The 13,315-nt window shown below is 62.2% G+C and carries 12 protein-coding genes; 5 read left to right on the top strand and 7 right to left on the bottom strand.

The features are described 5' to 3' along the window. The first annotated feature begins 137 nt into the window (after positions 1-137). Positions 138-1,184: a phosphoribosylformylglycinamidine cyclo-ligase gene (gene purM / locus Q9295_RS14530; protein ID WP_306681295.1), complete on the top strand. Its 1,047-nt coding sequence runs from the start codon at positions 138-140 to the stop codon at positions 1,182-1,184. Continuing rightward, positions 1,181-1,771, top strand: a complete 591-nt coding sequence (purN, locus tag Q9295_RS14525) for a phosphoribosylglycinamide formyltransferase (protein ID WP_306681294.1) — start codon at positions 1,181-1,183, stop codon at positions 1,769-1,771. Before purM ends, purN begins: the two co-directional genes overlap by 4 nt. Positions 1,772-1,802: 31 nt before the next feature. Here purN and Q9295_RS14520 read toward each other — a convergent pair whose 3' ends face one another. Next, a complete protein-coding gene (locus tag Q9295_RS14520; RefSeq protein ID WP_306681337.1) occupies positions 1,803-2,177 on the bottom strand; it encodes a YbaN family protein in 375 nt (124 codons plus the stop codon). 140 nt (positions 2,178-2,317) lie between these two features. Here Q9295_RS14520 and rnd point away from each other — a divergent pair, with 140 nt between their 5' ends. Further along, positions 2,318-3,475: a ribonuclease D gene (gene rnd, locus Q9295_RS14515; protein ID WP_306681293.1), complete on the top strand. Its 1,158-nt coding sequence runs from the start codon at positions 2,318-2,320 to the stop codon at positions 3,473-3,475. A 197-nt stretch (positions 3,476-3,672) separates the two neighbouring features. Here rnd and Q9295_RS14510 read toward each other — a convergent pair whose 3' ends face one another. Then, complete coding sequence (locus Q9295_RS14510) at positions 3,673-4,158, bottom strand: hypothetical protein (RefSeq protein WP_306681292.1); 486 nt, start codon at positions 4,156-4,158, stop codon at positions 3,673-3,675. A gap of 126 nt (positions 4,159-4,284) precedes the next feature. Between Q9295_RS14510 and Q9295_RS14505 the strand changes: the two genes are divergently transcribed. Then, positions 4,285-4,695 (top strand): SufE family protein, encoded by a 411-nt coding sequence (locus Q9295_RS14505; protein ID WP_306681291.1) that lies wholly within the window; start codon positions 4,285-4,287, stop codon positions 4,693-4,695. Between the two features lie 52 nt (positions 4,696-4,747). Here Q9295_RS14505 and Q9295_RS14500 read toward each other — a convergent pair whose 3' ends face one another. The 4 genes from Q9295_RS14500 to Q9295_RS14485 form a co-directional block, all read right to left on the bottom strand. Further along, on the bottom strand, positions 4,748-6,541 hold the full coding sequence (locus Q9295_RS14500) for an aminopeptidase P family protein (protein ID WP_306681290.1): 1,794 nt from the start codon (positions 6,539-6,541) through the stop codon (positions 4,748-4,750). Positions 6,542-6,586: 45 nt separating this feature from the next. After that, positions 6,587-8,455 (bottom strand): cobaltochelatase subunit CobT, encoded by a 1,869-nt coding sequence (gene cobT, locus Q9295_RS14495; protein WP_306681289.1) that lies wholly within the window; start codon positions 8,453-8,455, stop codon positions 6,587-6,589. Between the two features lie 190 nt (positions 8,456-8,645). Next, positions 8,646-9,620 (bottom strand): cobaltochelatase subunit CobS, encoded by a 975-nt coding sequence (cobS, locus tag Q9295_RS14490; RefSeq protein ID WP_306681288.1) that lies wholly within the window; start codon positions 9,618-9,620, stop codon positions 8,646-8,648. Between the two features lie 183 nt (positions 9,621-9,803). Further along, on the bottom strand, positions 9,804-10,442 hold the full coding sequence (locus Q9295_RS14485; RefSeq protein WP_306681287.1) for a J domain-containing protein: 639 nt from the start codon (positions 10,440-10,442) through the stop codon (positions 9,804-9,806). Positions 10,443-10,526: 84 nt separating this feature from the next. Here Q9295_RS14485 and Q9295_RS14480 point away from each other — a divergent pair, with 84 nt between their 5' ends. Continuing rightward, positions 10,527-10,781 (top strand): BolA family protein, encoded by a 255-nt coding sequence (locus Q9295_RS14480; protein ID WP_306681286.1) that lies wholly within the window; start codon positions 10,527-10,529, stop codon positions 10,779-10,781. A 208-nt stretch (positions 10,782-10,989) separates the two neighbouring features. On the opposite strand, the gene Q9295_RS14475 is transcribed toward Q9295_RS14480, so the two are convergent. After that, positions 10,990-13,137, bottom strand: a complete 2,148-nt coding sequence (locus Q9295_RS14475) for a malate synthase G (RefSeq protein ID WP_306681285.1) — start codon at positions 13,135-13,137, stop codon at positions 10,990-10,992. Between the last annotated feature and the right edge of the window lie 178 nt (positions 13,138-13,315).

Genomic DNA, 13,315 nt, shown 5'->3' with positions numbered 1-13,315 from the left:
AGCTCTGCCTTTGTCATTCTGGCCCAGTGGCCCTTAATCCGCGCCAAGATGAACCCGCCGCGTTGCACCGCCTGCGCCTTTGGTCTATGCGGGCCGCACCAGATTCCGCGCCTGATCCGCGCCCGGGGGATAGCCAGATGACCAATAAGCACAATGGACTGACCTATGCCGAGGCCGGTGTCGATATCGATGCCGGCAATGCCTTGGTCGAGCGGATCAAACCCGCCGCCAAAGCCACCTCACGTTCGGGGGTGATGGGCGGTTTGGGCGGCTTCGGCGCGCTCTTTGACCTTAAGGCTGCAGGCTATACCGATCCGGTCTTGGTGGCCGCCACTGATGGCGTTGGCACCAAGCTCAAGATCGCCATCGACACTGGCAATGTCAGCACGATCGGCGTCGATCTTGTCGCGATGTGCGTCAATGATCTGGTCTGCCAAGGCGCTGAGCCTTTGTTCTTCTTGGACTATTTCGCCACTGGCAAACTTGATGTCGAGCGCGCCACCCGCATCGTCGAAGGCATCGCCCGCGGCTGCGCTGAATCCGGTTGCGCCCTGATCGGGGGCGAGACCGCCGAGATGCCCGGCATGTATCATGGCGAGGATTTCGACCTTGCCGGTTTCGCCGTTGGCGCGATGGAACGTGGCCAGCATCTGCCGCAAGGCGTGGCCGAGGGCGATGTTATCTTGGGCCTCGGCTCCAATGGCGTGCATTCGAACGGCTATTCCTTCGTGCGCAAAGTGGTTGAGATCTCGGGCTTGTCGTGGTCCGCGCCGTCGCCCTTCGGCGGTGGCACCTTGGGCGAGGCCCTTTTGGCGCCGACCCGGCTTTATGTCCGCCAAGTGCTGGCAGCGATCCGCGCCGGTGGCGTGCATGGTCTGGCCCATATCACCGGCGGTGGCATCACCGAAAACCCGCCACGCCTGCTGCCGGAGGGTTTGGCCTGCGCCATCGACCTGAGCGCTTGGACGCTGCCGCCGGTCTTCCGCTGGCTCGCCACAACGGCGAATATGTCCGAGCCGGAACTCTTGAAAACCTTCAACTGCGGCATCGGCATGATGCTGGTGGTTGCCCCGGATCAAGCTGATGCGATCGAGGCTTTGCTCGCCGAGCAGGGGGAGACCGTCGCGCGTCTTGGCACCATCGTCGCGGGCGAGGGCGTGATCTACTCGGGCAAGCTGCTGTGAAACGCGTCGCGCTGCTGATCTCCGGCGGCGGCTCGAACATGCTGCGGCTGGTGGAAAGCATGGTGGGCGATCACCCGGCGCGGCCGGTGCTGGTCGCCTCGAATGACCCCGAGGCTTCGGGGCTGGCCAAAGCAGCGGCTTTAGGTGTGCCAGTGGCTTCGGTCGATCATCGCAATTTCGGCAAAGACCGCGCGGCCTTTGAGGCAGCGCTTTTGCAGCCCATTCTGGCGGCTGAGCCCGATATCATCTGCCTTGCGGGTTTTATGCGGGTGCTGACCCCCAGTTTCGTGCGCCAGTTTGAGGGCCGGATGCTCAACATCCACCCCTCGCTTTTGCCGAAATATCCGGGCCTTCACACCCATCAGCGCGCTTTGGATGCGGGCGATATTGAGGCGGGCTGCTCGGTGCATGAGGTGACGGCCGAGCTCGACGCGGGCCCGCTTCTGGGCCAAGCGCGCGTGCCGGTGTTGCAAGGCGATACCGCTGAGGCACTTGCCGCAAGGGTTTTGGTAATGGAGCACAAGCTCTATCCGCAGGTGCTGCGCCGCTATGCCTCCGGTGACCGCAGCCCGGTCTATTTAAGCTAAACTGGTATACTTAAACAAGAAAGGTGGGGCCTCAGCCCTTGGGCCCCGCGGGGCGCGTGAGGATAAAGGCCGCGCCGATCCCCATGAGCAAAGCTTGGCCCAAAAGCGCCTGCCAAGGCAGCCCAACGAGTGCCGAGACCGCGAAGGTCGCTGCCATCGTGCCGGTGGCCAAGCGTTTGGCATTTCTGGAAATTGCACCATGCTCTTGCCAGCTCCGGATCGGCGGCCCCAGCGTTGGATGCGCCAAGAGCCAGGCGTGCAGCCGGGGCGAGGATTTGGCGAAGGCCGCCGTGGCGATCAGCAAAAACGGCGTCGTCGGCAGCACGGGCAAGACCACTCCAACCAGCCCGATGCCCAAAAACACCAGACCAAGGGTCAACCACAGCCAGCGCAACTCTGCCTCCACTTTATGCAAAACGCCGCATAGAAGTCACGCGGGGGCGGCACTTGCAAGCGATCTTCCGGCCTTGGGTTTTCTTTTGCCATCCTAACCCCTATAGCGGATGCAATTTGCGGGATGACCCCGCACCTGCCACAGGACGGCCCATGCGCACGATCACCACGACGGAAGAGCTTGCCAGCTTTTGTGAAGCGGCCAAGACCCAACCCTATGTCACCATCGATACCGAGTTTCTGCGCGAGCGGACCTATTGGTCGAAGCTCTGCCTGATCCAGATGGCGCTGCCCGGTAAGGATGGCGATGCGGTGCTGATCGACCCGATCGAGGGCGAGGGCATGAGCCTCGAACCGCTTTACGACCTTTTTCGCCATGAGGCGACGGTCAAGGTCTTCCATGCGGCCCGGCAGGATCTTGAGATATTCTTCGTCGAAGGTGGGGTCTTCCCGAAGCCCTTGTTTGACACCCAAGTCGCGGCAATGGTCTGCGGCTTTGGCGAGCAGGTCGGCTATGAGACGCTGGTGAAGCGCATCGCGAAAGCCAATCTCGATAAGACCAGCCGCTTCACCGATTGGTCGCGCCGCCCCTTGAGCCAAGCGCAAAAGGATTACGCTTTGGCCGATGTCACCCATCTACGGGTGATCTACGAATGGCTTGCCGCACAACTGGCCAAGAACAAGCGCAGCCCTTGGGTGGAAGAAGAGTTGTCTATCCTGACCGATCCCGCGACCTATACGGTGGTGCCGGCCGAAGCTTGGCTCAGGATCAAAACCCGCACCTCCTCGGGGCGCTTCTTGGCGGTGGTGAAAGAGCTTGCACGCTTCCGCGAGGCCTATGCGCAGGCGCAGAATGTGCCGCGCAGCCGGGTGATGAAAGATGATGCGCTCTTGGAGCTGGCCTCGACCCGGCCCACGAATATCGAAGAGCTGGGCCGCTCGCGGCTCTTGCTGCGCGAGGGCCGCAAGCCGGAGATTGCCGATGGCATTCTGGCAGCGGTGAAGGCAGGCCTCGAGATGCGGCCTGAAGATATGCCGAAAGTCGATCCCGCCAAGGATCAGCCGCAGGTCAATGGCGCCTTGGCCGATCTGCTGCGCGTGCTTTTGAAGGCGAAATCGGAAAGCCTTGGCGTGGCGCCGCGCCTGATCGCTTCGGCGGCCGAGCTTGATGCGATTGCCGCTGGCAGCCGGGATGTCGCAGCCCTCACCGGTTGGCGCCGCGATGCTTTCGGCTCTGATGCCTTGCGGCTTTGCAGTGGCGAAGTGGCTTTGTCGGCCAAAGGCACCGAAGTGCGCGTGGTCTATCTTTAATCAAAAGGCGCGCCTTTCAGGCGCAAGCTTTTTGTCTCGCCTCTGCGCGGTTCCCGCGCAACCGGCTCGAAGCCGCCTCCGGCGGGGAGATTTATGTTCTGAAAGAGGGGCATTTCTGCCCCTTTCATCTTGATCTAAATACTCAAAATCGACGCCTGCCAAAGGCGATGCCGCCGCGTTGATGCGGCGGCGGGCAGTCAGCGGCGCACAGAGCGGGCGTTGGCTTCGCCTTGGACCACGATTTCGCGGATCGCGTTCAGTTTGTAGTTGGAAAGGTAAAGCGCCACTACGACTTCGCGCGAGGGCGCGGTGCCGGAATTGCTGGCTTTGACCGGCGGGAAGGCGCGGAACTCCAGCACCAAACGGCCGTTGGCATCCACGGGTTGCGGCACCAATTCCGCCTGCCAGTAGCCTTGGGTGGGGGGCAGGCCGGTTGCGCGGATGATGGCGCCGCCGGGCACCTCGTCGATATCGAGGCTGATCACCTGTTGCACAAGGGCGCGGTAGTCGGGCGCAGCGGCGGGCAGGGCCTCCTTTTGCACCTCTTGCGAGCCGCCGAACCAATTCATTGGGTTGAATTTGCTGGCACCGAAGCCGCCGCAAGCCGCAAGGCCAAAGGTCAGGCAAAGGCCGAGCAGCGCTGGACGCAGATGCTGGGGGCGCAGAGAGGTGGGCAGGTTCATGCAAGGACTCCGGCTGTTCGCTCTTGGCTAGCGCATGGCGCAGCTTTTGAAAAGCGCGGATGCCAAGATCTGCGCCTCTGGACAGATTGCAGCGCAGCCACTACCTCGGGGGCAAGGAGAATTTCGATGGCCACTGCCGCGTTTGAGGATATTGCCGAAACCTTTGACTTCCTTGAGGATTGGGAAGAGCGCTACCGCCATGTGATCGAGCTTGGCCGCGCCATGCCTGCCTTGGAGGACACGTTCAAGGTTGCGGCCTATAAGGTTGATGGCTGCGCGAGCCAAGTTTGGCTGCGCCCGCAAATCACCGACGGTCGGTTTGATTTCCAAGGCGACAGCGATGCGATGATCGTGCGAGGGCTGATCGCGGTTCTGCATGCGCTTTACGCCGGGCTGCCGGTGGCTGAAGTGGCCGCGGTTGATGCACCGGCGGAGCTTGGCCGCTTGGGGCTGAATGATCACCTTTCGGCGCAGCGCTCCAATGGGGTGCGGGCGATGGTGGAGCGGATCCGCCAAACCGCGGCAGAGGCGGTCTGAGCGAGGGCTTAAAAACGGCGGGGCAATCCCCGCCGTTTTGCATTCGGGCCGATTACAGCGGCGCGCAGGCGGCTTGGGTCCATGCCAATGCCGGGGCCGAGAGCCGGGACTGCAGCTTCGCCAGCACCTCGGCATGGTAGGCGTTGATCCAAAGCCGCTCACCGGGCGACAGCGCCTCGGCCAGGATCAGGCGGCGGTCGAAGGGCACGAAGGTCAGCGTCTCGAAGTTCAGCTGCGGGCGGTTGTCGCCCAAAGCTGGGGCCTCTTGCACCACGATCAGGTTTTCCAGCCGGATGCCGAAAGCGCCCTCGCGGTAATAGCCCGGCTCATTTGACAGGATCATCCCCGGCTCCAGTGGCACTTCCGAGCTGCGGCTCAGCCGCTGGGGGCCTTCATGCACGCTGAGGAACGCGCCGACGCCGTGGCCGGTGCCGTGGTTGAAGTCTTGCCCTTCAACCCAAAGCGGATAGCGGGCCAAGGGGTCGAGATCGCGACCCGCAAGTCCTACCGGCCAGCGTGCCCGCGAAACCGCGATCATGCCTTGCAAGACGCGCGTGTAGCAGATCCGTGCCTCATCCCCCGGATCGCCGATCGGCATGGTCCGGGTGATATCGGTGGTGCCGTCGAGGTATTGCGCGCCAGAATCCACCAAAAGGAGCTCGTTGCGGGAAAGGACCCGGTTGGTCTCTTCGGTCACCCGGTAATGGATCACTGCGCCGTTTGGACCCGCACCGCTGATCGTGTCAAAACTGATGTCATGCAGCGCATTGGTGGCGCGGCGGAAGCCTTCCAGCGCGCGCACCACATCAATCTCGGTCACCGTCTCGAGCGGCTGCTGGTCAAGCCAATAGAGGAACTCAACCATCGCCGCGCCGTCGCGCAGATGCGCCTCGCGCATGCCTTGGATCTCGGCGGCGGTCTTGCGCGCTTTCGGCAGTCGGCAGGGGTCATCGCCCCAGACGAAGGCGATCCCGGCCTCGGTCAGGATCTCGGAGACGGCGAGGGGGGCGGTGCTGTGATCGATGCGCACCGGACCTTGCAGCCCGCGCAGAGCGGCGGCGAAATCGGAGGGTTGGGCAAGGGTCACATCCGGGCCAAGCTGGGCTCGAACCTCGTTGTTGATCTTCTGCGCCTCGGCGAAAAGTGTCACCTTGCCATCGTCGTGCAGGATGGCAAAGCCATGCAGGATCGGGTTGCGCGGCACATCCCCGCCGCGCAGGTTCAAAAGCCAGCACAATGAATCCGGCAAAGTGATCACGGCGGCGCGCTGACCTTGGGCGCGTAGGCCCTCGGAGAGACGCTGGCGCTTCTCGGCGCTGGTTTCGCCCGCCAAAGCATCGGGGTGCACGAAGGCGGGGGCCATCGGCGGGGCAGGTTGGTCGGGCCAAATCGCGTCGATCAAATTGGCCGAGCTGGCCAAGGTGACTGCCGTGCCAGCCAGCGCCTCGCGGATACGGGCGATCTCTTCGGCGCTGTGCAGCCAAGGGTCAAAGCCCACGACGCCCGAGCTGAGGTTCTCGCGCAGCCAGTCGCCGGGGCGCACCTCGGGCCAAGGCACTGGGGTGTAATCCGAAAGCGCCACTTGCGCCTTCACTTGCGTGCGGTAGCGGCCATCGATGAAGACGCCTGCGATTTCAGGCAGCACGATGCAGAAGCCCGCCGAGCCGGTGAAGCCCGTCAGCCATTGCAACCGCTCATCGCGCTTGGCGACATATTCGCCTTGGTGCACATCCGAACGCGGCACGATGAACCCGGCCAGACCCGAAGCGCTGAGCGCTTGGCGCAAAGCGGCAAGGCGCGGCGGCCCCTGATCCGGCGAGGCTTGGCTGTCAAAGGTCTGAAACATGGGCAAAGACCCTTCTTCTTTTATGAACGCCCCCAGGGCAGAGGCTTAGCCCGCCCGCCGCATCCCGCCACGCTTTTGCGCCTTGGGATCGCTGTCGAAAAGGCTCGCAAGCTGCTCGGTCATCGCCCCGGCCAATTGCTCGACATCGGTGATGGTGACGGCGCGGTTATAGTAGCGCGTCACATCATGGCCGATGCCGATGGCAATCAGCTCAACCCGGCGCATCTTCTCGACCATGGCGATCACATCGCGCAGGTGTTTTTCCAGATAATTCGCGGGGTTCACCGAAAGCGTCGAGTCATCAACCGGCGCGCCATCGCTGATCACCATCAGGATCTTGCGCGCCTCGGGGCGGCTGGCCATGCGGCGGTGCGCCCATTCCAAGGCCTCACCGTCGATGTTTTCCTTCAGCAAGCCCTCTTTCATCATCAGGCCAAGGTTCGGCCGCACCCGACGCCAGGGCGCATCGGCGGATTTATAGATGATGTGGCGCAGATCGTTCAGACGACCGGGCTGCTGTGGGCGACCATTGGCCAGCCAGCGCTCGCGGCTTTGACCGCCTTTCCAAGCGCGCGTGGTGAAGCCAAGGATCTCGGTCTTCACTTGGCAACGCTCAAGCGTGCGGGCCAGAACATCGGCGCAGATCGCCGCGATCGAGATCGGACGGCCGCGCATCGAGCCTGAATTGTCGATGAGAAGCGTGACCACCGTGTCGCGGAACTCGGTGTCCTTTTCCCATTTGAAGGACAAGGGCGTGGTCGGGTTGGCGACAACGCGGGCCAGACGCCCGGCATCCAAAACGCCCTCTTCCAGATCAAAGAGCCAAGAGCGGTTTTGTTGCGCCTGCAAGCGGCGTTGTAGCTTATTGGCCAGACGGCTGACGGCGCCCTTCAGGGGCTCGAGTTGCTGGTCAAGATAGGCGCGCAGGCGTTCCAATTCGGCCGGTTCGGCCAAATCCTCAGCGCGGATTTCTTCGTCAAATTCCGTGGCATAGACGACATAATTCGGGTCGGCATCGGAATGCGCAGCAGGGGGCGGCGGCTCAAGCGGGGCTTCGCCTTCCGGCTGCTCCGTCTCATCGCCTTGCTCCATATCCGCGCTGTCTTCCATGGTGACTTGCGCTTGGCTTTGGTCTTGCTGCTCTTCCTGAGACTGCTCAGGGCTGGCCTCGGATTCCTCTGATTCTTGTTCATCCTCGCCCGAGGATTCGGGGCTTTCTTGATCTTCCTCGGCCTCGTCGCCGGCCTCATCCTCGTCTGGGCGGTCCGGGTCGTCGCCCAGTTGATCGCCATAGCCGAGGTCCGAGATCACCTTGCGCGCGAGCCGCGCGAAGGCGGCTTGATCGGCCAGAACGTGGTCAAGGTTTTCCAGCGTGCCGCCGGCTTGGTCTTCGATGAAGCCGCGCCAGAGGCTCATGACATTCTGCGCGCCCTTCGGCAGATCGCGCCCGCTGGCGAGATGACGCACCAGATAGCCCGCAGCCACGGGCAAGGGGGCATCTTGCGGATTGGTGATCTGGGCATAGCCCTTACGCTCGGCCTCATGGCCGATCTTGGCGTCGATATTGCCTGCGGTGCCGGGCATGTAGCGCGCGCCCATCGCCTCGACGCGGGCGGTCTCCATCGCGTCATAGATATCGCGGGCAAGCGGACCCGTCGGCGCATAGCGCGAGGCAACAGCTTCGTCATGATATTTGCGGCGCAGCGCAAAGGCATCCGCCGTGCCACGCGCCAGCAGAACCTCATCGCGGGTCATCCGGCGGCTGACCTGCGGCAGGCGCACGCCTTCTTTGTTCATCCCCGGCGGATCGACGGAGTAAGAGACCGCCATTTCCGGGTCATCCGCCATCGTGCGGGTGGCCTCGGCCAGAGCCTTTTTGAAAGGATCGGCGGGGTTATCGGAGGGCTTGCTCATGGATCGACCCTGTCACCGGCAGAAAATTTAGGCAAGGAAATGCCCGCGTTTGAAAGAAGGCCGGGGGCGCTTCGCCCCCCGGACCCCCCGAGGATATTTGAGGGCAGAAAATGAAAGGAAACGGTCCTATTTTCTGTCTGGAAATATCCCGGGGGAGGCCGCAGGCCGTGGGGGCAGAGCCCCCGTTACTTCACTTCATCGCCATGCTGGCAGCGCTTTCGGGCAGCTCTTCCGCAAAGCAGCGCTGATAGAACTCGGCCACGGTCTGGCGCTCAAGCTCGTCGCATTTGTTGAGGAAGGAGAGCCGGAAGGCATAGCCGATGTTGCGGAAGATCCGCGCATTCTCGGCCCAGTTGAGCACGGTCCGCGGGCTCATCACGGTCGAGAGATCGCCATTGATGAAGGCGGTTCGGGTCAGATCCGCCACGGTCACCATCTGGCTGATTTCCTTGCGGCCCTCAGCGGTGTTGTAATGGGGGTTCTTGGCCAGAATGATCGCGGCCTCGGCATCATGGCTGAGGTAGTTCAGCGTGGCGACCAGCGACCAGCGGTCCATCTGGGCTTGGTTGATCTGTTGGGTGCCGTGGTAAAGGCCGGTGGTGTCGCCCAGACCCACAGTGTTCGCCGTTGCAAAGAGGCGGAACGACGGGTGGGGGGTGATGATTTCGTTTTGGTCCAAGAGCGTCAGCTTGCCATCATGCTCCAGCACGCGCTGGATCACGAACATCACATCGGCGCGGCCGGCGTCATATTCGTCAAAGACGATGGCAACCGGGTTGCGCAAAGCCCAAGGCAGGATACCTTCGTGGAATTTGGTAACCTGCTTGCCGTCTTCCAGCTTGATCGCATCCTTGCCGATCAGGTCGATCCGGCTGATGTGGCTGTCGAGGTTGACGCGCACGCAAGGCCAGTTCAGTCGGGCGGCCACTTGCTCGATATGGGTCGATTTCCCGGTGCCGTGATAGCCTTGGATCATCACGCGGCGGTTATAGGCAAAGCCTGCCAAGATCGCCAAGGTGGTGTCCGGATCGAATTTATAGGTCGGGTCAATCTCGGGCACCCGGTCGGTCCGCTCGGCGAAACCCTTGACCCGCATGTCGGTATCAATCCCGAACACGTCACGGACAGAAATTTCCTCGGTGGGTTTCGCAACAGCATCAAGCATGGATAAGTCCTGATCTCTCGCGCCCCCGCAGGGCGCCATAACGCATCGAGTTGTGGAACATTCACGGCAGGGCCGCAAGGGGAGCCGGCAAAAATCCCTGCCTTTACGGTCATGCGCGGTCCAGAGCCGCCAAGCATCAGCCGTTGAGGGCGGCATTGGGGCGCTTGAACGCGCCCCGGAGCCTTAATCGCGGAAGTGGCGGCTGTCCTTGATCTGATCCCAAGCCCAGACCACCTCTTGCAACTGCTCTTCTTGGCTGCGGTCACCACCGTTCATGTCGGGGTGCAGCACCTTGATCAACTGTTTATAGGCCTTGCGGATTTCCGCCTTGGTCATCGTGTCGCGCGCATCCAAAATCTCAACCGCCTTGCGCTCAGAGGGGGGCAGCTTGCGCGTGGCCCCCGAGGCCGGCTGCGCGCCCGGATTGATCGTGGCATTCTCGCCCAGAAGTTGCATCGGGTCATTCACCCCCATGCGCGCCCAAGCATTGCCATCGCCAATACGCGAGAAGGGCTTGGTCTCGCGCTCCCAAACGCGGTCCTTGTCGACGATCTTTTGGTAATCCTCATCGGTGGTGCCGTTGAAGAAGTTCCACTTCAGGTTGTATTCGCGGATGTGATCCTTGCAGAACCAGAAGAACTCATCGAGCAAATCTGGCGATTTCGGCGCGCGATAGGCGCCGGGCTTGTCACAGCCGCCGGGGTGATCGCAAGCGCGTCCCGAGGCCTCAACGGCCGCCGAGGCGCCACGGCGCGAGGCCTGTTTGCGCTTTTTATCCGCACTCACGCGCAAATCAAATTCAAAGGGGTTCTTGGACGCCATAACCGAAAGCCTGCCTGCTGTCTTCCCGACTCGGGGCCGCGAGTTTAAGCTTTCTGGCAGCGGATTGAAGGGGTGTGCTGAAAAATGAATGTGAAGACCAAGCTTGAAGAGCGGCTAACCGCCGCATTCGCGCCGCATCTGCTTGAGGTGGTGAACGAAAGCCATCTGCATGGCGGGCATGCCGGGGATGACGGCTCGGGGGAGAGCCACTTTCAGGTGAAGATCCGGGCACAGGCTTTTGCCGCAATGGGGCGGGTCGAACGGCACCGTGCAGTTCATAAGGCATTGGGGGAACTGACAAAAACAATCCACGCCTTGGGGCTTGATATCGCGGCCTAACCGCGCGCCTTGCGAAGGAGGAGGCGTAGGACTGGGGGGCTGCGTCCGCCGGATGTTACTTGGCTTCTGAAAGAGGGCGCTTTCTTTCAGAATGAAAATATCCCCGCCGGAGGCACCGCCTTGCCGGTTGCGCGGCACGCGCAGAGGCAAGGTCAAAGAAAGCTGCAGCCGCGATCAGCGGCTGCGCTATTGGATCACGCGCTAAGGGTTAGCGCGCCGCTTTGGCCTGAAGGCGATAGGCGTGCAGCAAGGGCTCGGTATAGCCCGAGGGTTGCTCGCGGCCCTTGAACACCAGATCGCAGGCGGCTTGGAAGGCGATGCCTTGGTAGCCTGGCGCCATTGGCTTGTAGAGCGGATCGCTTGCGTTCTGGCGGTCCACCACCAGCGCCATCCGCTGCATCGCCTCCATCACCTCATCGCGGCTGACCACGCCTTGATGCAGCCAATTGGCGAGGTGCTGGGCCGAGATCCGGCAGGTGGCGCGGTCCTCCATCAACCCGACATCATTGATATCGGGCACTTTCGAGCAGCCAACGCCTTGGTCGATCCAGCGCACCACATAGCCAAGGATGCCTTGGGCATTGTTGTCGACCTCACGCCGGACCTGATCGGCCGACCAGCGGCGGAAGCTGGCTTGCGGGATCTCCAAGATGCCGTCGACATGGGCGCGCCGCCCACCCTTGGCAAGTTTCTCCTGCACCGCCAGCACATTCACCCGGTGGTAATGCAAAGCATGCAAGGTGGCGGCGGTGGGCGAGGGCACCCAAGCGCAATTGGCCCCGGCGCGGGGATGGGCGATCTTCTCATCCAGCATCGCTGCCATCAGATCCGGCATCGCCCACATGCCCTTGCCGATCTGCGCCTTGCCCGACAGCCCGCATTCGAGGCCAATATCGACGTTCAAATTCTCATAAGCCGCGATCCAGCCCTTGCGCTTGATGAAATCTTTGCGGCTGAAGGAGCCAGCTTCCATCGAGGTGTGGATCTCATCGCCGGTGCGGTCAAGGAAGCCGGTGTTGATAAAGGCCACCCGGTGTTTGGCCGCCCGGATGCATTCCTTCAGGTTGACCGAGGTCCGCCGCTCTTCATCCATGATACCAAGCTTGACGGTATGTGCCGGCAGGCCCAGCACCGCCTCAACGCGCGTGAAGATCTCATTGGCGAAAGCCACTTCCTCAGGCCCGTGCATCTTCGGCTTCACCACATAGACCGAGCCTTTGACCGAGTTGCGCAGGCCTTCGGTCTTTTGCAGATCATGCAGGGCGATCGCGGTGGTCACCATCGCATCCATGATCCCCTCGGGCACTTCCGAGCCATCGGGCAAAAGGATCGCCGGGTTGGTCATCAAATGGCCAACGTTGCGCACCCACATCAGCGCGCGGCCTTTCAACTCCAGTGGGCTGCCATCAGGGGCCGTGTAGCGCCGGTCGGCATTCAGCCGCCGCGTCGTCGCGCGGCCGGCTTTCTCGAACGTATCGGCCAAGTCGCCGCGCATCAGGCCAAGCCAATTGCCGTAGGCCTGCACCTTGTCTTCGGCATCGACGCAAGCGACGGAATCTTCGCAATCCATGATCGCCGACATCGCGCTTTCGATCTGCACATCAGCCAGAAGTGCCTGATCGCGCGCGCCGATGAAATGCGCCCGGTCGAAGATCAGTTCGACATGCAAGCCGTTATTGCGCAACAAGATTGCATCCGGCGCCTTCGGATTGCCCTTGTAGCCGACGAACTTCGACGGGGTTACCAGCGGCAGGTCATCGACCAGCAAAGCACCGTCTTTGACGAAATAGCGGCGCACATCGGCGTGGCTTGCGCCTTCGATCGGGAAGGCCTCATCCAAGAATACCCGCGCCCGCGCGACCACGCGCGCGCCGCGGCCCTTCTCGTAAGGGCCTTTCGGCGGAGCCGAGCCCATCGCATCAGTGCCGTAAAGGCAGTCGTAAAGGCTGCCCCAGCGCGCGTTGGCAGCGTTCAAAGCATAGCGCGCATTGGTGATCGGCACCACGAGCTGAGGGCCGGGAACCGTAGCAATCTCGGGGTCAACATTCTCGGTCTCGATCTGGAAGGCCGGGCCTTCGGGCAGAAGATAGCCGATCTCGGCCAAGAAGCTCTTATAGGCGATATGGTCGTGGCTCTGGCCTTTGCGGGCGCGGTGCCAAGCATCGATCTGGTCCTGCAAGGTTTGGCGCTTGGCCAAAAGCGCGCGGTTCTTCGGCGCCAGATCACGAAGGATCGCGGCAAAACCATCCCAGAACTGCGCGGGCGCGATGCCGGTGCCGGGCAGGGCGGTCTCATCCATGAAGCGGGCCAGCTGCTCATCAACCTTAAGCCCGGATTTCGTCACTCGCGCTGCCATGATCGCCTCCTTGCATACCGCGGTGCACAGTACCTCTTGGGGCTGGCGTGGAGCAAGGTAAGAGGCGTGCCAATTGATTGGCTGGGCAAGTAAGCACTTTATGTGTTTCGTTGAAGATGCCGCAACGGCAAGGCAAAACTTAGCTGACCTGCGAAGTTTCTCTTGCGTCAAAGATCAC

It is taken from the genome of Pseudogemmobacter lacusdianii, assembly GCF_030848395.1.
Classification (GTDB): Bacteria; Pseudomonadota; Alphaproteobacteria; order Rhodobacterales; family Rhodobacteraceae; genus Pseudogemmobacter; species Pseudogemmobacter lacusdianii.
The sequence above is the reverse complement of the archived record's forward strand: the minus strand, read 5'-3'. Positions and strand labels throughout refer to the sequence as shown.